The 25,779-nt window shown below is 66.9% G+C and carries 23 protein-coding genes and 1 pseudogene; 8 read left to right on the top strand and 16 right to left on the bottom strand.

All coding sequences use genetic code 11. From position 1 onward, the window contains the following. Positions 1-103 precede the first annotated feature (103 nt). Positions 104-1,438, bottom strand: a complete 1,335-nt coding sequence (locus tag C6A86_RS10825; RefSeq protein ID WP_105366568.1) for an HNH endonuclease signature motif containing protein — start codon at positions 1,436-1,438, stop codon at positions 104-106. 257 nt (positions 1,439-1,695) lie between these two features. On the opposite strand from C6A86_RS10825, the gene C6A86_RS10820 reads away from it, so the two are divergent. After that, on the top strand, positions 1,696-1,827 hold the full coding sequence (locus tag C6A86_RS10820) for a hypothetical protein (protein ID WP_255419504.1): 132 nt from the start codon (positions 1,696-1,698) through the stop codon (positions 1,825-1,827). A gap of 164 nt (positions 1,828-1,991) precedes the next feature. Here C6A86_RS10820 and C6A86_RS10815 read toward each other — a convergent pair whose 3' ends face one another. Together C6A86_RS10815 and C6A86_RS10810 are read right to left on the bottom strand one after the other, a co-directional pair. Beyond that, positions 1,992-3,923, bottom strand: a complete 1,932-nt coding sequence (locus tag C6A86_RS10815; protein WP_105366567.1) for an NAD(P)/FAD-dependent oxidoreductase — start codon at positions 3,921-3,923, stop codon at positions 1,992-1,994. Next, positions 3,920-5,176 (bottom strand): cytochrome P450, encoded by a 1,257-nt coding sequence (locus tag C6A86_RS10810; protein ID WP_105366614.1) that lies wholly within the window; start codon positions 5,174-5,176, stop codon positions 3,920-3,922. The genes C6A86_RS10815 and C6A86_RS10810 overlap by 4 nt, the downstream gene beginning before the upstream one ends. A 143-nt stretch (positions 5,177-5,319) precedes the next feature. On the opposite strand from C6A86_RS10810, the gene C6A86_RS10805 reads away from it, so the two are divergent. Next, positions 5,320-7,518 carry a glycoside hydrolase family 3 C-terminal domain-containing protein gene (locus C6A86_RS10805; protein WP_105366566.1) on the top strand — a complete coding sequence of 733 codons (2,199 nt, stop codon included), beginning with the start codon at positions 5,320-5,322 and terminating at the stop codon, positions 7,516-7,518. Here C6A86_RS10805 and C6A86_RS10800 read toward each other — a convergent pair. After that, the gene (locus C6A86_RS10800) at positions 7,506-8,681 is read right to left on the bottom strand and encodes a CaiB/BaiF CoA-transferase family protein (RefSeq protein ID WP_105366565.1); all 1,176 of its coding nucleotides are present in this window, start codon (positions 8,679-8,681) and stop codon (positions 7,506-7,508) included. The two genes, C6A86_RS10805 and C6A86_RS10800, sit on opposite strands and share 13 nt — an antisense overlap. 53 nt (positions 8,682-8,734) lie before the next feature. Here C6A86_RS10800 and C6A86_RS10795 point away from each other — a divergent pair, with 53 nt between their 5' ends. The 5 genes from C6A86_RS10795 to C6A86_RS10775 are packed head-to-tail and all read left to right on the top strand — an operon-like array spanning position 8,735 to position 12,773. After that, complete coding sequence (locus C6A86_RS10795) at positions 8,735-9,865, top strand: phosphotransferase (protein WP_105366564.1); 1,131 nt, start codon at positions 8,735-8,737, stop codon at positions 9,863-9,865. A gap of 25 nt (positions 9,866-9,890) precedes the next feature. Next, entirely contained in the window at positions 9,891-10,430 is a 540-nt protein-coding gene (locus C6A86_RS10790) for a TetR/AcrR family transcriptional regulator (RefSeq protein WP_105366563.1), read from the top strand. A gap of 53 nt (positions 10,431-10,483) precedes the next feature. After that, positions 10,484-11,968 (top strand): aldehyde dehydrogenase family protein, encoded by a 1,485-nt coding sequence (locus C6A86_RS10785; protein WP_105366562.1) that lies wholly within the window; start codon positions 10,484-10,486, stop codon positions 11,966-11,968. Next, positions 11,968-12,360, top strand: a complete 393-nt coding sequence (locus C6A86_RS10780; protein ID WP_233213282.1) for a nuclear transport factor 2 family protein — start codon at positions 11,968-11,970, stop codon at positions 12,358-12,360. Before C6A86_RS10785 ends, C6A86_RS10780 begins: the two co-directional genes overlap by 1 nt. Next, positions 12,357-12,773: a nuclear transport factor 2 family protein gene (locus C6A86_RS10775; RefSeq protein WP_105366560.1), complete on the top strand. Its 417-nt coding sequence runs from the start codon at positions 12,357-12,359 to the stop codon at positions 12,771-12,773. Before C6A86_RS10780 ends, C6A86_RS10775 begins: the two co-directional genes overlap by 4 nt. 4 nt (positions 12,774-12,777) lie before the next feature. Here the strand turns inward: C6A86_RS10775 and rlmN are convergent, their stop codons facing one another. The 5 genes and pseudogenes from rlmN to C6A86_RS10750 all read right to left on the bottom strand — a co-directional run bounded on the left by rlmN (position 12,778) and on the right by C6A86_RS10750 (position 16,897). Further along, entirely contained in the window at positions 12,778-13,875 is a 1,098-nt protein-coding gene (gene rlmN / locus C6A86_RS10770) for a 23S rRNA (adenine(2503)-C(2))-methyltransferase RlmN (RefSeq protein ID WP_199196459.1), read from the bottom strand. Positions 13,876-13,927: 52 nt separating this feature from the next. After that, positions 13,928-14,797 carry a phosphatidate cytidylyltransferase gene (locus C6A86_RS10765; RefSeq protein WP_105366559.1) on the bottom strand — a complete coding sequence of 290 codons (870 nt, stop codon included), beginning with the start codon at positions 14,795-14,797 and terminating at the stop codon, positions 13,928-13,930. Then, entirely contained in the window at positions 14,797-15,354 is a 558-nt protein-coding gene (gene frr / locus C6A86_RS10760) for a ribosome recycling factor (protein ID WP_057168055.1), read from the bottom strand. The genes C6A86_RS10765 and frr overlap by 1 nt, the downstream gene beginning before the upstream one ends. After that, positions 15,351-16,109, bottom strand: coding sequence for a UMP kinase (gene pyrH / locus C6A86_RS10755; protein ID WP_105366558.1), 759 nt, complete (start codon positions 16,107-16,109; stop codon positions 15,351-15,353). Before pyrH ends, frr begins: the two co-directional genes overlap by 4 nt. Before the next feature lie 126 nt (positions 16,110-16,235). Further along, a pseudogene (locus C6A86_RS10750) lies at positions 16,236-16,897 on the bottom strand (class I SAM-dependent methyltransferase). Positions 16,898-16,948: 51 nt separating this feature from the next. Here C6A86_RS10750 and C6A86_RS10745 point away from each other — a divergent pair. Further along, positions 16,949-17,383: a MarR family winged helix-turn-helix transcriptional regulator gene (locus tag C6A86_RS10745; RefSeq protein ID WP_105366556.1), complete on the top strand. Its 435-nt coding sequence runs from the start codon at positions 16,949-16,951 to the stop codon at positions 17,381-17,383. Positions 17,384-17,398: 15 nt separating this feature from the next. Here the strand turns inward: C6A86_RS10745 and C6A86_RS10740 are convergent, their stop codons facing one another. The 7 genes from C6A86_RS10740 to tsf form a co-directional block, all read right to left on the bottom strand. Beyond that, positions 17,399-19,378 (bottom strand): primary-amine oxidase, encoded by a 1,980-nt coding sequence (locus C6A86_RS10740; protein ID WP_105366555.1) that lies wholly within the window; start codon positions 19,376-19,378, stop codon positions 17,399-17,401. Next, on the bottom strand, positions 19,375-20,886 hold the full coding sequence (locus C6A86_RS10735) for an APC family permease (RefSeq protein ID WP_199196458.1): 1,512 nt from the start codon (positions 20,884-20,886) through the stop codon (positions 19,375-19,377). The genes C6A86_RS10740 and C6A86_RS10735 overlap by 4 nt, the downstream gene beginning before the upstream one ends. Continuing rightward, complete coding sequence (locus C6A86_RS10730) at positions 20,883-21,602, bottom strand: ABC transporter ATP-binding protein (protein ID WP_105366553.1); 720 nt, start codon at positions 21,600-21,602, stop codon at positions 20,883-20,885. The genes C6A86_RS10735 and C6A86_RS10730 overlap by 4 nt, the downstream gene beginning before the upstream one ends. 2 nt (positions 21,603-21,604) lie before the next feature. Beyond that, positions 21,605-22,114, bottom strand: coding sequence for an FtsX-like permease family protein (locus C6A86_RS10725; RefSeq protein WP_105366612.1), 510 nt, complete (start codon positions 22,112-22,114; stop codon positions 21,605-21,607). A gap of 53 nt (positions 22,115-22,167) precedes the next feature. Continuing rightward, the gene (locus C6A86_RS10720; protein WP_105366552.1) at positions 22,168-23,340 is read right to left on the bottom strand and encodes an ABC transporter permease; all 1,173 of its coding nucleotides are present in this window, start codon (positions 23,338-23,340) and stop codon (positions 22,168-22,170) included. A 109-nt stretch (positions 23,341-23,449) separates the two neighbouring features. Next, positions 23,450-24,844, bottom strand: a complete 1,395-nt coding sequence (locus C6A86_RS10715; protein ID WP_105366551.1) for an amidase — start codon at positions 24,842-24,844, stop codon at positions 23,450-23,452. Between the two features lie 91 nt (positions 24,845-24,935). Continuing rightward, complete coding sequence (tsf, locus tag C6A86_RS10710; protein ID WP_105366550.1) at positions 24,936-25,763, bottom strand: translation elongation factor Ts; 828 nt, start codon at positions 25,761-25,763, stop codon at positions 24,936-24,938. Positions 25,764-25,779: the final 16 nt, after the last annotated feature.

The raw sequence follows: 25,779 nt of genomic DNA, 5'->3' as shown, positions 1-25,779 counted from the left end.
GCGCCGGCCTGGTGCGGCGTGGCGGGTCCGGCGCGGTTGTCTATGCCGGTTCCCGCCTCCGCTCAATGTCTCTGTGGAGTTTTCAAGGTGCGTGGAACGTTGGTTATGCGGCGGTGGGCAGGGTGGTCATGGTGCGTCGGGCGTGGGAGCGCAGGTGTGCCGGTTCGGGACCGGCCGGGTCATGCGGTGGGATGAACCAGGGGTGGCGGTCAGCGCCGAGGTAGACCTGCCAGCCGCCGTGGTGGATCGCGGTGTGGTGCAGTCGACACAGCAGCACCCCGTTGTCGATGCTGGTGTGCCCACCGCTGCTCCAGGGAGTGATGTGGTGGGCATCGCACCAGGACACCGGCCTGCCGCAGCCGGGGAATGCGCAGCCCCGGTCGCGGATACCCAGTGCTTTGCGCAGCGCCGGGGTGAACAGTCGCTCGGCGCGCCCGAGGTCCAGGGGTATGCCCGAGTGGTCGACGAGCACCGTGGTCAGGGTGCTGTCGCAGGCAATCAGGTCCGCGGTGCGGGTGCTGACCGGGCCGGTGAACCCCAGTGAATCCACAGCCCCCTCGGCCCCCGCTGCGGCGCCCACTGGTGCGGCGGGGCGGATGAGGGTGACGTGCGGCAGCACACCACCGCTCATCGGGCGCTGCGAGCTCGACAGGTAGGTCCGCATGATCTGACCGAACGCGTCGGCGCGGCGCCGCCCGGTCGGGCGGGGGTCCGGTGACCCGTCGGGCAGCGGGATGGGCCGGCACAGCGGATCCAGCGCGGCGAGTAGTTCCTCCGCCGTGAGCGCGTCGAGATCGAGGCTGGCCGTTACCCGCCCGTCCTCGGTCTGCACCACGGTCATGTCGTTGAGGTCGGTGTTTTCGGCGACCGGCACCGCCCCGTCGTCCTGCGGCGATGTGGCGGCTTTCGCGATGGCGATCTCGCGGGCCTTCTTGTCCACCCCGGGCGGGGTGGTCTGAATCATCAACGACGTCACCACGCCCGCCCGGTCCTGCTCGGACAACGCAACCCTGCCCGACACATGCGCGACTCCTTTGCCGATGGCGTCGGCGAATTCGATACCGACCCCGCCCAGACGCTGAGCCCGCGTCAACGCCGGCAACGTCGGCGCCGCCCGCCCCACCCGCGCCGCGCGGTACGCCGCACCGGGAGCCATGCCGCAGCTGATGAGCAGGTCGCTGCCCGTGCGCAGGTGTTTGCGCGCCGGGATCCCGACGCGCTCCGCGGCCGCAACCGCCTGGGCGATCACGTGATCGAACAGGTTGCGCAAGGTGACTGCCGCCGCCAACACCGCCAGCAGCGGTTGCTCATCGAGCACCCGCCGCGGAGAGTCCAACAGATCAAACAACCGGCGATCGGCATCGTCATCGGGCGGCGGCGCAACAGCAAGATCATCGATCAGCGCATCAATGATGGAATCGAGATGGGTGGCGTCCATAGGGATACCGACTTTCACAGAAGGTGCCCAACGGGCACGATCAGTCAATACGGCTCGCACAGTCCCGTAGGACCGTCGAACCTCGCGGCGACCGGAGTCGCGGTCTGTGCTCACCGGGTGGAGATGGGAGCAACGTCGCATTCGAACTTGTGTTCGATATTACTCCGAATCATGGCCCCGTGCAAGCACTGACATCAAGACATCGGTGACGGTTCGGATGACTTGGTGACCGACCTTCTGCCTCGCGGAGTGGGTTTGTGGTTGTCGATGAACCCATCGATCCCGGCGTCGGTCTGGCCATCGCGCAGTGGCCCGGTGACGCGCCCCGCGAGGCGCTCTCGGCGTTCCGTGTCGAGCACGGCATCTCGCGGAAATCGTTCTACGCGTGACCCAAACGGGTCAGGACCGCTGCGTACCGCACAGGAAACGTCCGGACTCGATCATGGGCTGATCAGTGTGCACGAACGGATGCACGCGATGGGCTTGGACCAGGTGCCTTCCACAGCCCCGCGCAAGGGAAATTTCAAGGATATGGGTGGCAGCTCGGCTGGTGTCAGCCCAGCACGTGATCCCCATCGGCGAGCACGCCGGTGCGCTTCCAGTACTCCACCGACCCGAACGGACTCAGCACGTAGACACCACCGTCGGGCGATTTGTACCAGGAGTGCTCGATGGACGGATGCCCCCACATCAGGGTGGCCACCTCGTCCTGAAGCTCACGGTTGTAGCGCGCATAGGCCTCGGCGGTGGGTTCGATGGTGCGCTTGCCCCGCTCGATCACCGTCCGCAGCGCCGCACCGATGTAGCGCATCTGGCATTCCAGCATGAAGATCACGCTGCCGGCGTGGGCGAGGCCGGTACCCGGCCCGGCCATCATGAAGAAGTTCGGGAATCCGTTCACCGAAACACCGTTGAAGGCGGCGGGTTTACCCTCCCAGACCGCGGATATCGGTACCCCGTCGCGGCCGATCACCTCCATCGGGCAGAGCACCTCCGAGGCGCGGAAACCGGTGGCCAACACGATGACGTCAACCTCATGGCGGCCTTCTGCGGTGCTGATCGAAGTCCCGTCGATATCGGTGATCGGATCGTTGACGAACGTCACATGCTCGCGCCGCAAGCAGCGCAACCAGCTGCCGTTGTCCTGCAACATGCGTTTGGCCATCGGCGGATAGTCCGGGGTGACCTTGGCGGCGAGATCTGGCATATCGCCGACTTGGTCCTGGATCCACTTCGCGAAGAACTCGCGCCGGGCGGCGCTGGCCTCGTTCGCGGTGCGCGGGAAGTCATGCCAATCAGGGTCCGCGCGAACCAGTTCCAGCATCTTGTCGCTGGACTGCCACATGAGCATGAAGCGATACCAGCGGGAGTACCCCGGCAGGTGACGCATCGCCCAGCGCTCACCGTCGGTGACGCTCGCGTGGTAACGCGGGTTGGGCGCCATCCACTGTGCGGTGCGCTGGAACACCACCAGGTGTTCGACCTCGTCGACGATGGCGGGGCCGATCTGGAAACCACTGGCGCCGGCGCCGATGAGGGCGACCCGCTTACCGCGCAGGTCCACCGAATGATCCCACTGGGCCGAGTGGAAGGCCGGGCCCGCAAAATCTTCCAGCCCGGGAAGATCCGGGATGAGCGGCCGGTTGAGGAAGCCGACGCCGGAAACGATCGCCGAGGCCGTCCGCTGCTCCGTCGAGCCGTCGGCATCGCGCAGGGTCACCGTCCACTGACCCGTCCGGTCATCCCACTGCGCGCGCGTCGCCTCTCGGCCCCACGAGACATGGGCGTCGATCTGGTGGTCCTTCATCACCGAGCGGAAGTAGTCGTACAACTCGGGCTGGCGAGTGTAGTAGGCGCTGAAATCGCCGACGTGCTCGAAGGAGTACGAGTAGAAGTGGCTCGCCACGTCCACCCGGCAGCCGGGATAGCTGTTCTCGAACCAGGTACCGCCGACATCGGGGTTCTTGTCGACGACCTCGAACGGAATTCCGGCCTCCTGCAACCGGATCGCAGCCAGCAGACCCGAGGCGCCGAAACCGATGATGAGCACCGAGAATCCCGGTGGCGGCGTCAGGCCGTCAGGACCGGCGATCGCGCGGGGATTGGCTCCCTGCAGGTCCATCTCCTCGATGTAGAGCGCGGCATGGTCATCAGGTACTGGCTCGCAGGCGATCCAGTCCATCAGTTCGCGGATCAGTTCGGTGCCGATCGGCGGCGTTGGTGGGCACCCGGCATCCCGCCAGGCGCAGATGGCCTCGAGCGCGAAAAAACGTAGCTGTGATTTGCTCGGCTCGTCGAGCATGCCCTGAAATTCGTTCTGCACGAACTGGACCGGCCGTATCGACCCGTGGATGAAGGACGGGTCACCGGTGATCTGCACGACCGAGGCGATCAGCGCCGGGACCGACAACTGCTCGAGCGCGGCGGCGATGGTCGCGTCATCGACGCCACCGATCGGCTCCGTGCCGAGGTGCCGCGCATTCATCGCACGTGCGCGGGTAGCCGTTTGATGCCGTGCACGAAGCTGCTGTACAGCAGATCGGGCTCCCCCAGTTCGATGGTGGTGAGCCGGGTCAGCAACTCGCGGAAGATGTTTCGCAGCTCACTCTTGGCCAGCTGGTTGCCCAGGCAGAAGTGCGGGCCGCCCGCGCCGAAGCCCACCTGCGGGTTGGGTGAGCGGCTCAGGTCGAACTTCTGTGGGTCGGCGAACACGCTCTCGTCGCGGTTGGCCGAACAGTAGAACAGGCCGACCTTGTCCCCAGCGCTGATGCGCCGACCCGCGACCTCGACATCCTGGGTGGCGAACCGGGCGAACTGCAGCACCGGGGTGGACCAGCGCACGAACTCCTCGGTGGCCATCCCGATCCGGCCGTCGAAATCCTCCATCAGCCAATCTCTTTGGTCCGGATTGGCCGCCAGCGCCAGCATGGCATGAGTCGTCGATTGTTTGGTGGTGTCGTTGCCCGCCGAGGCCAGCAGGATGAGGAACGCGCCGATCTCCTCATCGGTGAGGCGATGCCCGTCCACCTCGGCGTTGACGATGCTGGTCATCAGATCGTCGCCCGGGTTGGCGCGCCGGAACTTGGCCAGTTCCACGCCGGTACCCGAGATCAGCATGATCTCGTTGATGGTGGCCATGGCCCGTTCTTCCAGCGTGGAGAATTCGTCATCGCTCATGCTGAACAGCTTTTCGGCCGCCTTGGCCAAAGCCGGCTGGTCGGCTGTCGGTACCCCCAGCATGTCCGAAATCGTCCGCATCGGCAGCTGCGCCGAACAGGCCTCGACGAAGTCGATGTCACCGGCGCCGACGAGATCGTCGACGATGGCGACGGCGTTGGCGTGGATCTGTTCCTCGATCCGGCGCACATTGCGTGGTGTGAAAGCCGAACTGATCAGTCGCCGATAGGTGGTGTGCTGCGGCGGATCCATGCCCAGGAAGAAGGTCGCGAACTTCTGCACCTCGGCGGGCATCGGATCGAGCGCCACCCCCTGGGCCGATGTGAACAGATCCGGGTTCTGGCTGGCGAATTGGACGTCGGCGCGCCGGGTCAGCGCCCAGAACCCCGGCTCTTCGATGTCGAACAGCGTCGGTAACGGCGGATGCCAGCTGATCCCGTCGAGGACGCGCAGTTCGGCGAAGGTCCGGTCGCGGATATCGAACGGCTGACTCCAGAAGTCGTGTGAAGTGATGTCGAACGGGCTGTATTCGCGTGCCTGCGGCGTGCTGGCAACCGTCACCGATGTTTCCTCCTCCAGCGCGTGCGACATCGACGTCGCGACAGATTCAGCGTGACAGTTCAGCAATAGTTTGTAAAGCTATGCCGCCGCCCTGAGCGCCGCTGAGTTCCTCGTCCGATTGGGACATGCGGCGAGGGTGAAGAATGGGAACGGTGACCGACTCCCTCGAAGAGCAGGCCGCCCTCGGCAGCGGCGCCACCTTCTGGACCACCAAGGCGGTGGGCGACGTCCCGTCCATACTGCTGACCGACGGCCCGCACGGGGTCCGCAGACAGGCCGGCAGCACCGGCGACCATCTGGGGCTGGGCGGTAGCGAACCGGCCACCTGTTTCCCGCCGGCGGTCGGGCTCAGCCAGACCTGGGATCCCGAACTCGTCGAACGGGTGGGCGCCGCACTGGGCGCCGAAAGCCGGGCCCTGGGCGTGCACGTGCTGCTCGGCCCCGGCGTCAACCTGAAACGGGATCCGCGGTGCGGGCGCAATTTCGAGTACTTCTCCGAAGACCCGCTGATCGCCGGGGCGCTCGGTGCGGCGTGGGTGCGCGGCGTGCAGGGTCAGGGCGTGGGCGCCTCGCTGAAGCACTTCGCCGTGAACAATGCCGAGGATGACCGGATGCGGTCGAGCTCGGATGTGGATGAGCGGACGCTGCGTGAGCTATACCTGCGTGCCTTCGAGCACGTCGTCACTGCGGCCCGACCCTGGACGGTGATGTGCGCCTACAACCGGATCAACGGGGTCTACGCGGCCGAGAACGCCTGGTTGTTGAGCACGGTGCTGCGCGAGGAGTGGGGTTTCGACGGCGCTGTCGTCAGTGACTGGGGCGCGGTCGGCGACCGGGTCGCCGCAGTGGCCGCGGGCCTCGATTTGGAGATGCCTGGCGGCAACGAGGCGAGCGACGCCGACGTTGTCGCCGCCGTCGAGGCCGGCACCCTGGACGCGACGGTGGTGGCCCGCGCCGCCGACCGGGTGGCCACCCTGGCCGCCCGGGTCACCGAGAACCGCAGTAGCACAGCCACCTTCGATGCCGATGCGCACCACGATCTGGCCAGGGAGGCGGCCGCGCGATCGATCGTGCTGTTGCAGAACGAGAACGACCTGTTGCCGCTCGCACCGTCCTCGCTCGCGGTCATCGGCGGGTTCGCGGTGAGGCCCCGCTATCAGGGCGGTGGCAGTTCCCATGTGAATCCGACCCGGGTCGACGTGCCGTTGGAGGAGATCCGCCGCTACGCCGACGGCCATCAGGTCACCTATTCCGAGGATCTCACCGCCGAGACCCTCGCGGCGGCCGCCGATGCCGATGCCGCGGTGGTGTTCCTCGGGTTGGCGGCCGAGGACGAATCCGAGGGCTTCGACCGCACTCACATCGACCTGCCCGCAGACCAGCTCCACCTGCTGTCCGCGGTGGTGCAGGTGCAGCCCCGGACGGTCGCCGTGCTGGCACACGGCGGGGTGGTGGCTCTCGACGGGGTGGCCGGCCTGGCCCCGGCGATCCTGGACGGCGCGCTGCTCGGACAGGGCGGCGGGCGCGGGATCGCCGACGTCCTGTTCGGCGCGGTCAACCCGTCGGGACGCCTCGCCGAGACGGTGCCGGTGCGGCTGCAGGACAGCCCGGCCTATCTCAACTTTCCCGGCGAGGACGGCCACATCCTCTATGGGGAACGGGTATTCGTCGGATACCGCTGGTATGACGCCCGTGCGACGGCGGTCACGTTCCCGTTCGGGCACGGGTTGTCCTACACCCGGTTCGACTACGCCGACCTGGCCGTGGTTTCCGACGCCGAGGGCCTGACGGTGCGGGTGTCGGTGGTGAACACCGGCGACCGCGTGGGCCGCGAGGTGGTCCAGGTCTACGCCGGGCTGCCGGCGTCAAAAGTATCGCGCCCGCCACGGTGGCTGGCCGGTTTCGCCGGTGTCACCGTGGCGCCCGGCGCGCTGGTCGACGTCGAGATACGGGTTCCCCGTGACGAACTCGGATACTGGGACATACGGGCCGGGCGGCGGCAGGTCGAGGCTGGTGAGTACGCGGTGTCCGTGGGGGCGTCGAGCCGGGATCTGCGCCTGCACACCCAGGTGACCGTCGACGCAGACGTTGCCCCGGCCGTCGCGTTCACCATTGATTCCACGCTCGGCGAGCTGCTCGGCGACCCGGTGGCCGCCCCGATCGTGGCGGCGGCGCTGGCGAGCGCGGCGCCCGAGGGCGCGGCGGGTTCCGCGCTGGGCACCGACATGCTGCGCATGCTCGGGTCCATCCCGGTCGGGCGGATGGTGTCGTTCAGCGGTGGCGCGGTCAGCCGGCCGCAGCTGACCGAACTACTCGACGAGGTGAACCGTCAGCGGTCCTGAGTGCCGCCGAGTTCGGCGAGGATCTGTTCGGTGTGCTCACCGAGTTCGGGCGCCGGACCGCGCGGGCGCCACGGCGTGGCCGAGAAGTCGGCGGGGCTGGCCACCATCGGCGTGCTCGAATCCCCCTCGGGCACATACACGATGCCGCCGGCGGCGTGGAATTGTTCGTCGGCCACCACGTCGTCGAGCGAATTGATGGGCGACCAGAAGAAGTCGGGTTCGCCCGCGAAGATCTGCTCCCATTCCGCTAGCGTCCTGGACGCGAAAAGGGTGTCCAATTCGGCGATGATGTCCCGGGCATGGGTGAACCGGTCCCGTGGCGTCGGGTACCGGGTGAGCCACTCCGCACGCCCGACCGACCGGCACAGGGCCGGCCAGTGCCGCGCCACGTCGAGGCCGACGATCCAGAATCGCCTGCCGTCACCGGCGGCGTAGTTGTTCATGCACGGGTTGCCCATCGCCTCCCGTTGCCCGATGGCCACCTGCTGACCGGACATCAGCAGGGTGTTGAGATCGAAGCTCACCGTGTAGGCACCTTGGCGGTACAGCGAGGTGGTCACCAGTTGCCCTGTGCCGGTCCGGGTTCTGGCAAGCAGTGCCGCGCACACCGCCGCCGCAAGCGTCATCCCCGCCGAGTGATCCCCCATTCCGCCGCGCTGAAACGGCGGGGTGTCACCGGGCCTGGTCAGCAGGTCGGCGATCCCGGCACGCGCCCAGAAGGCGGCCACGTCGTAGGCCGCCCGGTCGGCATCGGGACCTTCGGTGCCATACCCGGTGATGAGCCCGTACACCAGCCGCGGGTTGTGCGTGGCTGCCGAACTGAAATCCAGGCCCAACCGGGCCAACGCCGCCGGACGGATGTTGGTCAGGAAAACGTCTGCGCCGGTGATCAATTCGATCGCGGTCCGCCGACCGTCCGGGGTTCCGAGATCGAGCACGATGCTGCGCTTGGACCTGTTGTCCATCTGAAAGGGCGGATTGGACGCGGTACCGAGGTCGCTGTCGAGCCCCATCATCCGGCCGAATGAGCGGGCCGGATCACCGGCGGGCGGTTCGATCTTGATGACATCGGCACCCCAGTCGGCCAGGATCGCCCCCGCCGCCGGTGCCGCCACCCAGACGCCGAGCTCGACAACCCGGAACCCCTCCATCGGTCCAGACATGGGAATCCCCTCAATAAGCTTTACAATATTGATTTGATTTGTAAGCTTGCACAATGCCTCCGCAGGTCAGCAGTGTCGCGCCGGTGTTCGGCCTGGCCGCACATCTCGGGCGCGGGATGCAACGTATCGCAACCGACGCGATCTTCGGGCGGGCGCGCGCAATCCCCCGCCACATCGGCGGTCTGGACGCGGCCTATCTGTCGGGCCTGCTCGGGCGCAGCGTCACCTCGGTGTCCCTGCTCGACGGCGACGCCGGCACCTCGTCGCGGGCCCGGCTGGCCCTGACCGGTGCCGACGTGCCCGGCTCGGTGTTCGTCAAGATGCCCGCCGAAACCGCAGCCACCCGAATGATGGGCGAACTCGGACGGCTTGCCGACACCGAGGTGCGGTTCTATCGGGAGCTGTCCGGCCAGCTCGGCGATGTGCCGGCCTGCCACGGGGCGACCTTCGACCCCGTCACCGGGCGGTTCGTGCTGGTATTGGAGGATCTGGCGGCCGACGGGCAGCCGGCCTGCGAATTCCCCGACACTCTGCACCCACTGGACCCGGACCGCGCGGCGCTCATCGTGGAACTGCTGGCCCGGGTACACGCCACCTTCTGGCGACGACTGGACCCCTACCCCTGGGTGTACACGGCGTCGGGCGATGCGACCTCGCTGCTGACCGGATCACTGGCCAACGCCGCGGCCCGCCGACTGGAGGGCAAGACCGCGATCCCGGTGCGCACGGGTCAGTTCATCAATGACAACTACCGGGCGGTGGCCACCCTGATCGACCGTGGTCCGCACACCATCATGCACGGCGACGCACATCCGGGAAACGTCTACTTCCGCAACGGAAAAGCCGGACTACTCGACTGGCAGGCGGTGCGCAGCGGGCATCCGTCCCGGGAGCTGTCCTACACCTTGATCACCAGCATGACCACCGACGCGCGGGTCGGGAACCAGCGCGAACTGCTGGATGTGTACCGCGCTGCCCTGCACGCCGCGGGCGGACCCGAGATGGACCGCGACGAACTGTGGCAGCGGTACCGCCAGGCGGCGCTGTACGCCTATGTCGCCACCCTGATCACCGCCGGGATGGGCGGGATGCAGGACGAGGGCATCGCCCTGGAGGGCCTCGGCCGGGCGGTGTCCGCGCTGGAGGAACTCGACACGGTTTACGCGCTGAAGGCCTCTTTGTGATGGCACAACCACTACCATCGGTACCGTGAACAAGCCCCTTTCCGCGCACGCCGACGCCGCCGAGGACACCTCGACGCGGCGCCGGATCCTGGCCGCGACGGCTGAGGTGCTCGGACGCAGCGGGCAGACGAAGCTGAGCCTGTCCGAGGTGGCGCTACAGGCCGGGGTGTCCCGGCCGACGCTGTACCGCTGGTTCGCCTCCAAGGAGGAACTGCTCGGTGCGTTCGGCGTCTACGAGCGCGAGATGTTCGACACCGGGATCAGCACTGCGACCGCCGGCCTGCGTGGCACCGAAAAGCTGGACGCCGCACTGCGGTTCATCGTCGAGTACCAGCAGTCCTACTCCGGGGTCCGGGTCGTCGACATCGAACCCGAGGTCGTCATCGCCCAGTTGACCCACGTGATACCGGTGATGCGGGCACGTCTGCTCAAACTGCTCTCCGGGGCCAACGCCCAGGTGAAGGCGTCCACCGCGATTCGGGTCGCGATCTCGCACTACATCGTCCGCAGCGATGACGAGGGGGATTTCCTCGCACAGCTGCGGCACGCCGTCGGCATCAAGTAACCGATTCGGCCCAAGGGGCTGACACTGCCACGTCGATTTGTAATGCTGAGCAGATGACCAGCGTGCAGAGTGACACAGGAGTCCTGGCCGGCGAACAGCGCATGCTCATCGACGGGGAGCTTCAGCTCACCGCCAGCGGAGCGCTGTTCGATGTGATCCACCCGGCCGACGAGCAGGTGGCCGGTCAGGCCACCGACGGCACCACCGACGATATGGCGCGTGCCGTCGGCGCGGCCCGGCGGGCCTTCGACGACACCGACTGGAGCCGCGACCTCGACTTCCGTCATCACTGCCTCACCCAGTTGCACGAGGCGCTGGAGCGCAACAAGGAATATCTGCGCCGGGTGCTCATCACCGAGGTGGGCTGCCCGGTCAAGGTCACCGGCAGCCAGATCGAGAGCCCCATCGAGGAAGTCAAGCACTGGGCCGAGCACGGCAAGAACTTCGAGTACCTGGCCGACAACGGCGTGCACGACACCCCGCTCGGGCCCGCCCGGCGCAAGATCCACTATGAGGCGGTCGGCGTCGTCGGCGCCATCACCCCGTGGAACGTGCCGTTCTATCTGAACATCGCCGAGACGGTGCCCGCCCTGATGGCAGGCAACACGGTGGTGCTCAAACCCGCGCAGCTCACCCCATGGTCGGGCAGCGAGTACGGCCGCATCGTGGCCGAGGAGACCGACATCCCGCCCGGCGTGTTCAACGTGGTGACCAGCAATGCCAATGCGGTGGGCGCCGCGCTGGCGGCCGACCCACGGGTGGACATGATCACCTTCACCGGGTCGACGGCGACCGGCCGGGCGATCCTGGCCGCCGGTGCGCCGACGGTGAAGAAGACGCTGCTGGAACTCGGCGGCAAGAGCGCCCACATCGTGCTCGACGATGCCGATTTCACCATGGCCCTGCCGATGGCCGCGTTGATGGCCTGCGTGATGAGCGGCCAGTCCTGCATCCTGCCGTCCCGAATCCTGTTGCCGCGCAGCCGCTATGACGAGGGCATCGAGATCATGAAGAACATGATGGAGAACTTCCCGATCGGCGATCCGTGGGATCCGGCCAACATGCAGGGCCCACAGATCAGCGAGACCCAGCGACAGAAGGTGCTCGGACTGGTCAAGAACGCCGTTGAATCCGGAGCGCGCCTGGTCACCGGCGGCGGTGTGCCGGAGAAACTACCGGTGGGCTACTACACCCAGGCCACCCTGCTCGCCGATGTCGACCCGGACAGCCAGATCGCACAGGAGGAGGTCTTCGGGCCGGTGCTGGCCGTCATCCCCTACGAGGGGGACGACGAGGCCGTCTCGATCGCCAACAACTCCATCTACGGACTTTCCGGGGAGGTCAGCGGCGGCGATCTGGACCGGGCGTTCGCGGTGGCCACCCGGATGCGCACCGGCAACGTCACGATCAACGGCAAGAGCCACTTCGGTATCGACAGCCCGTTCGGCGGCACCAAGCAGAGCGGTCTGGGCTACCGCAACGGCGCGGAGGGCTATCGGGAATACCTGGCCGCCAAAACCATCGGCATGCCCGAATAGTGTCGGTCACCGACGCACTGGAGATCGAAGCCCTGCTGAGCCGATACTGCCGCGCGGTCGACTCCAAGGACTGGGCGTCCTACCGCGCGTTGTTCACCGATGACGCGCGGGTCGACTATGCGGCGGCAGGTCTGGTCGTGGGGACCGTGGACGACGCGGTCGACTTTCTGGGGCGTCATCAGCAGTCGATATCGGTGGGCATGCACTACGTCACCAATATCGAGAGCACCGTCGAGCAGGATCGCTCTCGGACAGTTGCCATGTGGTTCAACGTCGTTCAGTTGCCCAGCTCGACCGAGATCAGCTACTTCGCCGGCCGCTGGCATGACGATCTGGTGCGCACGCCGGCGGGTTGGCGGATCCGCAATCTGCGACTGGAGGTGGCAGCGTGAGTTGGGCGGACGATCAACTGGAGATCCGGGCACTACTGGCCCGTTACGCCCGCGGCGTGGACACCAAGGACTGGGAGGTATACCGGTCGGTGTTCACCGAGGACGCACATATCGACTACACCTCGGCGGGTGCCATTGCGGGTGACCGGGATGAGGTGATCGATTGGCTCTCAGCGGGTTTCGCAGCGATTCCGTGGAGCATGCACTACATCACCAACATCGAGGCCGATATCGACGGCGATGGTGCGACGGTGCGGGCCATGTTCTACAACCCGATGCAGCTTCCCGGGATGTCGACCCAGAGTGCGTGCGGTGGGTACTACCACCACGAACTGGTGCGGACCGCGCAAGGGTGGCGCAGCCGGAGCCTGCGCGAGGAGAACGTCTGGTTCAGCAACCCGCCTGCCCGCTGAGGGATCAGCCCTCGGCCGCCAATTGCCCGCAGGCGGCGGCGATCTCGCGGCCGCGGGTGTCCCGCACCGTGCAGGAGACGCCCTTGGCGATGACGCGCTTCACGAATTCGCGCTCGACGGGTTTGGGGCTGGCGTCCCATTCGCTGCCCGGTGTCGGGTTCAGCGGGATGAGGTTGACGTGCACCAGCGGACCCAGCTTGCTGTGCAGCTTCTTGCCGAGCAGGTCCGCGCGCCACGGCTGATCGTTCACATCGCGGATCAACGCGTACTCGATGGACACCCGCCGGCCGGTGCTGTCGGCGTAGTAGCGCGCGGCGTCGAGCACCTCATCGACGCTCCAGCGGTTGTTCACCGGCACCAGGGTGTCGCGCAGTTCGTCGTCGGGAGTGTGCAGCGACACCGCCAGCGTCACGCCGAGGCGTTCGTCGGCAAGCTTGCGGATCGCCGGAGCCAGCCCGACGGTGGACACCGTGACGGAGCGCGCGCTGATCCCGAAACCCTCCGGCGGTGGCGCGATGATGCGCTTCACGGCGGCCAGCACGCGGTTGTAATTGGCCAGCGGCTCCCCCATGCCCATGAAGACGATGTTGGAGAGCCTGCCGTCATGCTCGGCACGCATGGTCGCCGAGGCGGCCCGGACCTGTTCCAGGATCTCGGCGGTGGACAGGTTGCGCTGCAGCCCGCCCTGGCCGGTCGCGCAGAACGGGCAGGCCATCCCGCAGCCGGCCTGTGACGAGATGCACACGGTGTTGCGCTGCGGATAGCGCATCAGCACCGACTCGAAGGTGCTGCCGTCGACGGCACGCCACAACGTCTTCCGGGTCTCCCCGGCGTCGCACTGAATCTGCTTGGCCGGTGAGATCAGGGTCGGGAACAACGCTCCGGCGACCTGGTCACGCACCGCGGCGGGCAGATCGGTCATCTCATGCGGGTCGGCGATGAGGCGCCCGTAGTACTGGTTGGCCAGCTGTTTGGCCCGGAACTTGGGCAGGCCCAGCTCGGCAACGGCGGCCACCCGGCCGTCCGCATCGAGGTCGGCGAGATGCCGCGGCGGCAGAGCGCGTCGCGGGGGATCGAAAACAAGCGGAAGGGAAATGGCCATGATGTCCGTCCAGTATCTCACCGTGGACGGTACGGCCACGAATCCGCTGGGGTTACGTCAACACCGTCAGCACGATCCAGGTGGCCACCGCGGACGGCAGCACCGAATCGAGCCGATCCATCAGACCGCCGTGCCCGGGCAGCAACGTGCCCATGTCCTTGATGCCGAGGTCACGCTTGACCTGTGACTCGACGAGATCGCCGAGAGTGCCGGTGACGACCAGCATGATCCCCAGCGGGATACCCACCCAGGCCGGCTGATCCAGCAGGTACTGCACCGTCAGCACCGACACCGCGATGCCCAGCACCAGCGAGCCGACCAGCCCTTCCCAGGACTTCTTGGGGCTGATCGCCGGCACCATGGGGTGCTTACCGAACAGCACGCCCGCGGCGTACCCACCGATATCGGAGGCCGCCACGCCCAGCATGAGGCAGAACACCCGACCGGCGCCGTCCTCGGGGTAGATCAGCAGCGCACCGAAGGCGCCGAACAGCGGGATCCAGGCGGCCAGGAAGATGGTCACCGCGACATCGCGCAGATAGTTGGTGGGCGCGGCGCTCAGGCCGCCGCTGACCAGCCGCCAGATCAGACACAGCACCACGGTCGCGCCGAACGCGCCCAGCGCGCCGGTGGCGCCGTAGGGCCAGGTCAGCCAGACGATGGCCTGCCCGCCGATGAGCAGCGGGATGACCGGGATGGAGAATCCGCCGTCCCGCAGGCGGCGCACCACCTCGTGGGTGGCCACGGCCATCGCCGCGGCGACGACACCGACCCAGACCAGCGGCGCGAACAGCAGGATGGCGATGAGGGATCCGCCGAGGAGGGCGCCGACCGCGATGGCGGCCGGCAGGTCGCGGCCTGCGCGCGATGTTTTCTTCGGTGGTTCGGGGTCTACCACTGGACTGCCCTGCTGAAAGGTCATCAGACCTCCAACAGCTCGCCTTCTTTGTGTTTGACCAGCTCGTCGATCTGCGTCGTGTACTGCCCGGTGCTCTTGTCGAGATCCTTCTCGGCGCGCCCCACCTCGTCCTCGCCGGCCTCGCCGTCCTTCTTGATCCGGGCCAGTTCCTCCATCGCCTTGCGGCGGATGTTGCGGATCGAGACCTTGGCGTCCTCACCCTTGGACTTCGCTTGCTTGACCAGCTCGCGGCGGCGTTCCTCGGTGAGCTGCGGCACCGAGATCCGGATGACGTTGCCGTCGTTGGACGGATTGACGCCGAGGTCCGAGTTGCGGATGGCGTCCTCGATCGGCTTGAGCTGGCTGGCCTCGTAGGGCTTGATGACGACCAGCCGTGCCTCGGGGACATTGATGCTGGAGAGCTGGGTGATCGGCGTCGGCGAACCGTAGTACTCGATGTTCAGCCGGGAGAACATGCCCGGGTTGGCCCGGCCGGTGCGGATCGACGACAGGTCGTCGCGCGCCACCGTCACCGCCTTCTCCATCTTCTCTTCGGCGTCGAAGAGGGTTTCGTCGATCACGGTGTCTCCTTGTCCGTGGTGACCAGTGTTCCGATCTTCTCACCTGCAACCGCTCGCGCGATATTTCCGTCGGTGAGGAGATTGAACACGAGGATCGGCATGCCGTTGTCCATACAGAGGCTGAAAGCGGTGGAATCGGCGACCTGCAGTCCCCGATCGATCACCTCGCGGTGGGTGATCGCGGTCAGCAGCGTGGCATCGGGGTTCTTACGGGGGTCGTCGGTGAACACGCCGTCGACGGCCTTGGCCATCAGCACCACCTCGGCACCGATCTCCAGGGCGCGTTGCGCGGCGGTGGTGTCGGTGGAGAAGTAGGGCAGTCCCATGCCGGCGCCGAAGATGACCACGCGGCCCTTCTCCAGATGCCGTCGGGCGCGCAGCGGGATGTACGGTTCGGCGACCTGCCCCATGGTGATGGCGGTCTGCACGCGGGTGTCGATGCCTTCCTTCTGCAGGAAGTCCTGCAGCGCAAGGCTGTTCATGACGGTGCCGAGCATGCCCATGTAGTCGCTGCGGGTGCGTTCCATCCCCCGCTGCTGCAGTTGGGCGCCGCGGAAGAAGTTACCGCCGCCGATGACGACGGCCACCTGGGCGCCGGCGCGGACGACATCGGCGATCTGCCGGGCGACGAGGGCCACGACATCGGGGTCGAGACCCACCTGCCCGCCACCGAACATCTCGCCGCCGAGCTTCAGCAGCACACGTGAATACGCGGGCCGGATGACCCCCGGGCCGGCCTTGTCTGGCTCCGCCATCAGACTCCTTGCTGTCCCGACACAGAATCGCCACCCAGGCGAATCCGCACGGACGGCGTCACCAATCCTGCCTCATGACGGCGCCCCCGCCACGTTCGGGTGGCGGGGGCGCCGTATGGGGTGGGATCACCCCAGGTGCGCAGCCAGCAACCACGCCCCGACCGACCTGCGGCCATCGCCCTCATCGCGGATGTCGTTGCCGGCGAAAATCCCGGCGTCGACCACCGCATCGGGCAGATTGGCGTGAATACGGGCGGCCCGGATCTCGTCGATCTGCCAGTACCTGCCGACCACGTCACGCAGTTCCTCGGCGGTCACCGCGTTGATCGGGCCGCCGGCGGGTACCGCCGCGGCGTCGAAGACCAACACGAAGTAGGAGGCTCCGGAGCGGCCGCGCGCACGATGGACTGCTGATATCCCTCGCGCAGTTCCACCGGCATGGAGTGAAAAAGCGTGCTGTCGATGATGGTGCCGAACCGCCCGTCATACCCGGTGAAGGCGCTGATATCGGCCACCTCGAAGGTGACGTTGTCCAGGCCACGCCTGGCGGCCTCGGCCCGGGCCAGCTCGATCGCGGTCGGCGCATTGTCCAGACCGACCGTGGTGAACCCCCGCTCGGCAAGAGCGAGCGCGGTAGCGGCCTCGCCGCACCCGGCGTCGAGGACATCGCCGTGCACCTTGCCCGCGTCGATCAGCGCGGCGATCTCGGGCTGTGGCGCGCCGATACTCCACGGCGGACGGGCGCCCTCGAGCTCCGGTGCGTCGCCGCGGTAGGCGGATTCGAACATATCGTCTGTGCTCATGGTTCCGGTATATCAATCTAGTTGATATGTGTCAAGATGATTGACATGGCTGAGCACCCGCACGATCAGCCGCTCGGCTATCTCCTGCACCGGGTGGCACAGACACTGCGCACCGAGGTCACCAGCACTGTGCTGGAGCCGCTGGAATTGGGCTTCCCGCAATACATCTGCATGCGGATCCTGTCCAAGGCGCCGGGCCGTTCCAATGCCGAACTGGCCCGCGATCTCGCGGTCTCGCCGCAGGCGATGAACATGGTGCTACGCGGGCTGCAGAGCCGCGGGCTGGTCTCGCGGCCGACGAGCGTCTCGTCCGGCCGGGCGCTGCCCGCGCAGTTGACCCGCGAAGGCCTGGCGCTGCTCAAGCGCACCGACGCGGGCGTGCGCGCGGCCGAACTCCGCGTGCTCGGGCATGTCAGTGACGGCGACCGGGATGCACTCAAACGCATCCTGGCCGCCGTCGGCACGGACTGACGAGCGCTGGACGTTCTAGTGCCCGTGGCACGCCTTCGGCGGTGACGGCGGCAGGTCCAGCGCCGGGTTGCCGTCGAAGAAGCCGATCGGCTTGAGGTGGAAACCGGTGTACGCGCACGGCATCACCGGCCAGTCCTCCGGCCGCACGATGTGATGCGCGCCCAGGGTGTACCAGAGCACCACGTCACTGTCCTCCAGTGGCGCATCGTCGGTGACGAACTCCGGCAGCCCCTGAACGTCGGCCGATTGGTACATGTAGTCACCGGCGGCGAACTTCTCGGCCGGGTCGTACTTCGTCACCCAGAGGTTGTGTTGCAGGAACCGGGCGCGGTCGTAGATGAAGGAGCCCTCCTGCACCATGACCGGCACGACGTCCTTGGGTACCAGCTTGTAGGCCACCGGGATCCCCAGTTCGTTCTTCTTCGACGGGTTGGTCACCTTCCAGTACCGGCCGGTCGACCAGTTCCAGTCGCGCGCACCCTCGGACTCGGAGGCCACCAGCGTGTCCTGGGTGATCCAGGCATTGTGGTGCGGGTTGAGCTCAGGGTCCGGCTCGGGAATCGAATCCACCTCATAGACACTGTTCCCCGCGCCGTCGACGCTCATGTCGAGCCGGAAGTTGAAGAAGTGCTGGTGATTCGGACCGTAGATGCCGGGCGCGACCATCTTGCCCCAGCGCGGCTGCTCACCGGATTCGACCTCGACCGCACCGGTGGTGAGTACGCCGGAGAGCTTCACCTCGACCTCGATGGAGGCATCGTTGTAGAAGTACCAGAAGAACCCGTACTCGTAGTTGCCGACGGTGCAGATCATCGAGACGACCAGCCGCCGCGACCGCCGCACCTCGACCTCACCGGTGCGGAAATCGGTGTGCTTCCAGGAGATGCCGAAATCCTCCTCGTGCATACAGATGGCATTCGGGATGGTGACCGCATTGCCGTCGGAGTCGTTGACCGTGCCGTCGAAGTAGTGGATCTCCCCGAGGCAGTCACACCCCAGGGTGAGCGGGTTGGCCGAGAAACCCATCCCGACCTCGCCCATGTCGAAGACGTTCTTGTTCCAGTGCGTGGGTGCCGTGTCGCCGTAGGGCACCACCATCTCCGACAGCGACCCCCGGTACAGGATCGGACGCGTCTGGCCACGGTCGGTGTAGGTGACCTCGTGCAGGGTGATGCCCTCGCGCGGGTTGAACCCGATACGCAGAGACCACTTCTGCCACTGCACCTTCCACCCGTCGACGGTGAAGCTCGGCCCGTCGGGCTGGGTGATCTCGATGGGTTTGACATCATCACGGAACGCTGTGAACGCCGGCCGGTTGTTCTCGTCGAACATGAACTTCGGGTCGTAGTTGCCCGCCGTCGGAGGCAGCGGCACCACGCCGTGGTCCTCGATGTCGAGGACCTCCATGTTGTCCAGGTCGAAGGTGACGATCAGCCCCTCGACCGGGCGGGCGTAGCCGTGCTCGGACGGCGCGGCCCGCATGAACGTCAGCGGACGGCAGATCAGTGGCGAGTTGTCGTAGTGGTCCCCGGCACCGTAATAGCCGGCGGGCCACGGATCGATCATCGCGAGGCTGAAGTCGGTGACGCCACGTTTGCGCATCGCTTCCTGCCAGCGCGGGTCCTCCCGGACCTTTTCCTCCACCCCGGTCATGTGCTCGACGAGGTAGGACGGGAAGCGGCCCGGGATCGGCGTCCACGAGTCGATCACCCGTGTGTCGATATCGACGACGGCCTCGTAGATCAGTTTGGCCGCGGCGTCATACATCGTCACGAACGCCTGCCGCGGTACCTGCGCGCCGGCGAAGGTCAGCTCCGCAGTCTTGGCCGGCTCCGCCAGGCTGATCATGACGAACTTCAGCGTCGGTGTCGCGTAGTCGGATTCGGAGATGATGGCGGCGGCCGCCTCGATCTCCGCCCCGCTCAGCGGGTCCAGAGGGTACCGGGTGGCGTCCTCGGTGAGATCGGTAGTCAGCACCGTGCTGTCCATCGTCATTTGGCTGTGTCCTCCGCTGTCTTGGTGAGGTCGAAAACGGCCAGGTGGGCCAGTGCGTCGTCCTGGGAGACCTTGCGCGCCGAGCGGCGCCCGAAGATGTAGACGGTCAGGCCGAGCGCGAACATGCCCAGGCTGATCCCGCCCACCCAGGTCATCCACGTCGCCTGCGGTACGTCGATCCAGGGCGTGACGAACGAGTAGTAGATGCCGCCGACGGTGCCGATGGAACCGACGACGGCGACCGTCCACACCCCGGCCATCCCGCCCGGAATCCGCCAGAACGTCTCGGCGGCATACCGATCCGCGTACTTCTTGCGGGCCACGATGACCGGGATCAAGAAGAAGAACCCGGACAGCAGCCAGACGGTGCTCAGGCCGCCCTGCAGGTAGATCGTCACGTTGGCCATGCTGCTCTGCGAGTACAGGCCGACCAGGATCAGCGAGGACAACACACCTTGAATCAGGATGGCCGACACCGGGTTCCGGGTGCGCGGGTTGAGGTGGGTGAAGATGCGCGGGAGGTGGCGCTCCAGGCCGGAGACGAAGATCAGCCGGGAGTAGGCCACCTGGTAGGTCATCAACGCCACGATGATGATGAACGCCAGCACGATGGCGCAGATCTCCATCAGCCCGGGGAACCCGGCGACGTCCAGCATGCCGATCACACCGGTCACCGGATCGATCTGGTCACCGGGCAGCGCCATCATGGTGCCCAGCGTGGTCATCAGGTAGATCGCGACCAGCGCCACCGACCCCCACAGGATCATCTTCGGGCCGCTCTTGCGCACCGAGAGGAACTCCGCGCCCATGTTGTACGGGGTCTCCACACCCAGCAGGTACAGCAGCACGGTGCCGTACAGGAAGCCGGCCACGGCGAAGTTGGGAATGGTGGCCTCGGCCCAGCTGAACGGCGTCGCCGATCCGTTGTTGACGGCGAACAGCAGACCCGAGATGAAGATCGTCAGCGTCAGAATGCCGTACACGACGAAGACGATGTTCATGATCTTCTGGCTGGCCGCGAGTTTGGCCAGTGCCAGACCGATCACGGTCCACAGAATGACCAGCTGCAGGATGATGCTGGTGGTCAATCCCAGTTCGGTGTGGAAGGCCAGCAGCAGGAACTGCAGCACCACCGCCGGTGAGGATGCGGCATTGAGGATCACCGGCACCCAGGACAGGTATCCGCCGATGAAACCCCACGTCTCGCCCATCGTTCGGGTGGCCCAGATGTACACACCACCCTGCCCCGGCCACAGATTTCCGAGTTCGACGACCGCCATTCCCGCCGGGATCAGGAAGGTCAGGATGCCGAGCACCCACATCGGGATGGCGGTCCAGCCGCCGCCGGCCATCACCGAGGATCCGGTGATCCAGCAGATGATGAACACGTATGCGGCGGTGAGGCCGAACGTCGTCATCACCTTGGGCAGGATCTGTTCGGGGACAAGCTCGGTGGTCATGAGCTTGTCGCGGTCTGCTGACGTCGGCGCCTCTAATTCTGCAGTCATACGATCTGTCCGTCCTTCATTCGAACGACACGGCTCGCTTCGTCGGCCACCGTGGGGTCATGGGTGCTGGCGACGACGGTGACACCGAGCGTCGAGCACAGGTCGCGCAGCATGCGCACCACCGTCTCCCCCGTACGGTGGTCCAGGTTGGCCGTGGGTTCGTCGGCCAACACAAGCGTGGGGTTGCTGATCAGCGACCGCGCGATGGCGGTGCGCTGCTGTTCGCCGCCGGACATCTTCGTCGGCTGGTGGTGCACCCGATGGCCCAGGCCGACGATCTCCAGCAGTTCGGTGGCGCGCCTGCGCAGCGCCTTGCGGTCGTAGGGCTCGAACATCAGTGGCAGTTCCACGTTTTCGACGGCCGACAGGAACGGGATCAGGTTGTAGCTCTGAAAGATGAAGCCGATGGTGTCGTGCCGCAGCGCGGCGAACTGGCTCTCGCTGAGCTGTGCGGTGTCCTGGCCGGCCACCGCCACCGAGCCCTTGGTCGGCCGGTCAAGCCCGCCCATGATGTTCAGCAGGGTGGACTTGCCGCTGCCGCTGGGCCCCATCAGGCAGACGAATTCGCCCGGCATGACCCGGAGTTCAACGGCGATGAGGGCCTTGACCACCTCATCGCCGAGCTTGTGCAGCTTCCAGACGTCGGAGATGTCGACGACGGGAGCCGGTGTCGCCGATGCGGCAACCTTGACGGGAGTCTCCTCGATGGCGGTCATGGTCAGCCTCCACTGCTCAGGGATCGGATCGGTGGCCGCGAAGCGGCATTCCAGGTGGGGACGATGCTGGTCGCGACGGCCGCGACGATGCTGACCACGACCGCGATGGCCGCCCCGAGGGCCAATCCGCCGAGGTCGACTCCGGCGGGTGCGAGGCCGGTGACGTCGAGGGCGATGCCGGTGAGTACGGCCAGCCCCGCCCCACCCACGGCACCCACCACCGCGGCGATGACCGGCTCCACGAGCAGGGCCGCCACCACCGGCAATCGTGGGATGCCGTTGGCGCCAAGGACTCCGAGCTCACGGGTGCGGTTGGCCACGGTGCGGGTGGTGGCCACCGCCACCTCGACGACACCGACCAGCAGGACCGTCACGGCAATGAGCACCACCGCCGCACCGATCTCATCGGCGTTACCGAGTGCGGCGGACTGTGCACCGATACCGTCGGACATCCCGAACACGATGACCACCAGGAAGGCTCCCGTCGCGGTGGTGACGGCGGGCAGGATCATCTCGCGCAGTCGGCGCCGCGCCGACAGCCAGCCGTAGCTGAGTCCGTACTTCACTACCGGCCCCCCAGCAGGTCGACGGGCCGCTGCTGCAGCAACCGGTGCACGGGGACCAACGCGCCGACAATCGCCATCGCGGGGATGAACGCCGCAACCATCCCCGCGGCCTGCCCCCATGCGGTGAGCGTCGCGATCTGCGGGATCACCAGGGCAACAGCCACTCCCGCACCCAGCACGCCGACGAGATAGGCGACCAGGAAGGTGATACCGGATTCGACGAGGAAGAAGTACAGCACCTCGTCGGCCAGTCCGATGCTGCTCATGATGCCGAACTCGCGTTTGCGTTCGGCCACCGCCGCCAGGAACGAGGACACCGCGATGACGAAACCCAGGATCAGGCCGATGGTCGAGATCACCCCGAGGGTGGAGCTGGTGACCTTGCCGGAGAACAGCGCCGAGAACTTCTGCTCGAAGGTCAGCGGCCCAGATCCCCCCACCGTGTCGTAGATCAGTCCGGGGCCGGTGGCGTCGGGCTGCACGGACGGGTCCGCCGTGGCGGGCAGACCGGTGGCGGTCCCGAACTCGCTCGCGAGGTCGCGCCGGTGTTCCTGCCCGGCGGGTGCGCCGACCGTCCACCACCCGTTCTCGCCGATGACCGTTCGGGCCAGATCTGTTGACACGGTGATGGATTGGCCACTACCCGCGATCTCGGCTAGCAGGGGCTGCCCACCGATGTCGAGGGTCGCCCCCGGTGCGATGCCGAGCCGATCGGCGATGCCCGCGCCGACGACGGCCTGCCCGCCGGGGATCCCGTCGGCGCCGCGCAGGGACACGGTGGTGCCGTCGAGGGTGGTGGTGCCCGACAGTATCCGTGTCGTGGCCCAGCCCTGGGGCGCGGCGAAGGTGGGCGCGGACCCGTCGGCGACCAGCGCCTGAGCGTCGGGGTCATAGTGCACGCCGCCGGCAGGCACCACCCACAGCTGGGCGTCGCCGAGCACGTCGGTGACCGAATCTTCGCCGGTGATGGCGAAACTCGCCGAGATGGTGCGCACGACGGTGACACAGGCGATCGCCAGGGCGATGCCGAGGACGGCTAGCACAAAGCGTTCAGGACGCCGCCGGATGTTCGCGACCGCGAATCGGACAAGGCACCCGAAGGTGTTTCCCGACGTGCGGGCGATCTCCGGTGACCGAACGATTGTGGGTGCGAGGGGCTCCACGAGGATGATGGTGGGCGCGCCGTGTTTCGTCGAGCGCGATTCGCGGTATCGGCGGAGTTACGCGATTCCTCGTGCGATTACAACAAGGTGACCCCCGCGCAACGGATTTCGTCGCCGATCAGTCCTGGATGCGCGCAAACGGGCTGGCTTCTTCGAGCTGAAAGGCCAATTGCAGCAGGCGGCGTTCCTGGCCGGTGGTCGCGCCGAACATCATCCCGATCGGCAGCCCGGTCGCGGATCGGCCCAGCGGCAGCGAGATCGCGGGGTCTCCGGTGATGTTGGCCAGCGGGGTGAACGCCACCCAATCGGTGAGCCGGTCGATGATCTGCTGATAGTCCGCGGTCGGGTCCAGATGCCCCACCGGCGGAGTCACCTCGGCCAGGGTCGGGGTGAGCAGCACGTCGTACTGAGCACCCAGTCGTGCGGTGATCCTGCGCGTCCGGGACAGCCGTGCGATGGTCAGCGGCATCCGGTGCAGATTGCGGGCCGCCAGTTGTTCCAGCCCGAGGGTGAGGTTGTCCAGTTTGTCACGGTCGAAGCTGGACCCGAACGTCTTCTTTCCGCCACGCACCAGGGCGAACGCCAGCAGCGACCAGTACAGCAGGAAGTCGTTGATGAAGGCCTGCGGAATCGGGTTGGCGATCTGGGTGACCCGGTGCCCGAGCCCCTCCAGCAGAGCGGCAGTCTTCAAGGTCGCTTCGCGGATCTCCGGACTGGCTTCGCGGGCAATCGATTCCGTGGTGAAGGCAATCGTCAGCGGACGGTCACCGGGCCCGGTCACGTCGCCGATGGCAGGCATCTTCGGGTTGCGCCACAGCAGTTCGGCCTCCCGATAAAAGGCCGCGGTGTCGCGCACCGACCGGGTGAGGACGCCGTTGGCGACGATGCGCAGCGGCATCTGACGCATCTGCTTGTCCAGCGGCAGCCTGCCGCGCGAGGGTTTCAGTCCGACAAGGCCATTGCAGGCCGCCGGAATCCGGATGGAGCCACCGCCGTCGTTGGCGTGCGCGATGGGGACCACACCAGCGGCCACGAAGGCGCCCGAGCCCGACGATGATGCGCCGGCGGTGTGTTCGGTGTTCCACGGGTTGCGCACCGCACCGAGGCGGGGATGCTCGGCGGCGGCACTGAAGCCGAACTCGGAGAGCTGGGTCTTGCCCAGCGCCACCAGACCGGTGCCCAGGTAGGTGCGTGCGAAATCCCCGTCGGCCGGGGCGGGCCGCGGCGTCCAGGCGTCGGTGCCGTCCATGGTGGGCATGCCGGCGACATCGGCGTTGTCCTTGACGAAGGTGGGCACGCCGGAGAAGAAGCCGCCGTGCGGGCGGGCACCGCGGGCGGTGTCGAACGCCCGGTGGGCCATTCCGTTCAGTGCGGGATCGACGGCCTCGGCGCGGGCGATCGCGGCCTCGATCACCTCGGCGCGCGATACCGCGCCGCTGCGCAGCGCGGCGGCCAGCCCGACCGCGTCCAGATCACCGAGAGCGTCATCGCCGAATGCGTGGATGCGTGCCATGGCGCCGACGGTACCAGCACGTACCAGAACGTTGCGCAAAAGCACAGAACCCCGCGTCACCGAGATGACGCGGGGTTCTGCTGGGGTCTTACTAGGCCTGACCGACCTCGAACCGGACGAACCGGGTCACGGTCACGCCGGCCTCGTCGAGCAGCGCCTTGACGGACTTCTTGTTGTCCGACACCGACGGCTGATCGAGCAGCACGACGTCCTTGTAGTAGCCGGTGACGCGACCCTCCACGATCTTGGGCAGAGCCTGCTCCGGCTTGCCCTCCTCCTTGGCGGTCTCCTCGGCGATACGACGCTCGTTGGCGACGATGTCCGCAGGCACGTCCTCGCGGGTGAGGTACTTGGCCTTCAGCGCGGCGATCTGCAGTGCGACCGCGTGAGCGGCTGCTTCACCCTTTTCGGAGTCACCGGCCTCGAACTCGACCAGCACGCCCACCGCGGGCGGCAGGTCGGCGGCGCGCTTGTGCAGGTAGGTCTCGACCTGACCGTCGAAGTACGCCGCGCGGCGCAGTTCGAGCTTCTCGCCGATCTTGGCCGACAGATCCGCGATCGCCTGCTCGACGGTAGTGTCGCCGATCTTGGCGGCCTTGAGGGCGTCGACGTCGGCAGCCTTGGCGGCTGCGGCGGCGGTGACGACCTGCTCGGCCAACGCCTGGAACTCGGCGTTCTTCGCGACGAAGTCGGTCTCCGAGTTCAGCTCGATCAGTGCGCCGTCCTTGGCTGCCACCAGGCCCTCGGCGGTCGCGCGCTCGGCGCGCTTGCCGACATCCTTGGCACCCTTGATACGCAGCACCTCGACGGCCTTGTCGTAATCGCCGTCACTCTCGGCCAGCGCGTTCTTGCAGTCCATCATTCCTGCGCCGGTCAGCTCCCGCAGTCGCTTGACGTCGGCAGCGGTGTAGTTCGCCATAACAGCTTTCTCCTAC

The organism is Mycobacterium sp. ITM-2016-00316 (assembly GCF_002968335.2).
Classification (GTDB): domain Bacteria; phylum Actinomycetota; class Actinomycetes; order Mycobacteriales; family Mycobacteriaceae; genus Mycobacterium.
Note: the sequence above shows the minus strand (reverse complement) of the source record. Positions and strands in the feature narration are given on the sequence as shown.

Coding starts and splice junctions, on each gene's coding strand:
- C6A86_RS10825 (WP_105366568.1), bottom strand. CDS start 1,438: ATGGACGCCACCCATCTCGATTCCATCATTGATGCGCTGATCGATGAT.
- C6A86_RS10815 (WP_105366567.1), bottom strand. CDS start 3,923: ATGAATGCGCGGCACCTCGGCACGGAGCCGATCGGTGGCGTCGATGAC.
- C6A86_RS10805 (WP_105366566.1), top strand. CDS start 5,320: ATGGGAACGGTGACCGACTCCCTCGAAGAGCAGGCCGCCCTCGGCAGC.
- C6A86_RS10800 (WP_105366565.1), bottom strand. CDS start 8,681: ATGTCTGGACCGATGGAGGGGTTCCGGGTTGTCGAGCTCGGCGTCTGG.
- C6A86_RS10795 (WP_105366564.1), top strand. CDS start 8,735: ATGCCTCCGCAGGTCAGCAGTGTCGCGCCGGTGTTCGGCCTGGCCGCA.
- C6A86_RS10785 (WP_105366562.1), top strand. CDS start 10,484: ATGACCAGCGTGCAGAGTGACACAGGAGTCCTGGCCGGCGAACAGCGC.
- rlmN (WP_199196459.1), bottom strand. CDS start 13,875: ATGGCCATTTCCCTTCCGCTTGTTTTCGATCCCCCGCGACGCGCTCTG.
- C6A86_RS10765 (WP_105366559.1), bottom strand. CDS start 14,797: ATGACCTTTCAGCAGGGCAGTCCAGTGGTAGACCCCGAACCACCGAAG.
- pyrH (WP_105366558.1), bottom strand. CDS start 16,109: ATGGCGGAGCCAGACAAGGCCGGCCCGGGGGTCATCCGGCCCGCGTAT.
- C6A86_RS10745 (WP_105366556.1), top strand. CDS start 16,949: ATGATTGACATGGCTGAGCACCCGCACGATCAGCCGCTCGGCTATCTC.
- C6A86_RS10740 (WP_105366555.1), bottom strand. CDS start 19,378: ATGACGATGGACAGCACGGTGCTGACTACCGATCTCACCGAGGACGCC.
- C6A86_RS10735 (WP_199196458.1), bottom strand. CDS start 20,886: ATGACTGCAGAATTAGAGGCGCCGACGTCAGCAGACCGCGACAAGCTC.
- C6A86_RS10730 (WP_105366553.1), bottom strand. CDS start 21,602: ATGACCGCCATCGAGGAGACTCCCGTCAAGGTTGCCGCATCGGCGACA.
- C6A86_RS10725 (WP_105366612.1), bottom strand. CDS start 22,114: ATGATCCTGCCCGCCGTCACCACCGCGACGGGAGCCTTCCTGGTGGTC.
- C6A86_RS10715 (WP_105366551.1), bottom strand. CDS start 24,844: ATGGCACGCATCCACGCATTCGGCGATGACGCTCTCGGTGATCTGGAC.
- tsf (WP_105366550.1), bottom strand. CDS start 25,763: ATGGCGAACTACACCGCTGCCGACGTCAAGCGACTGCGGGAGCTGACC.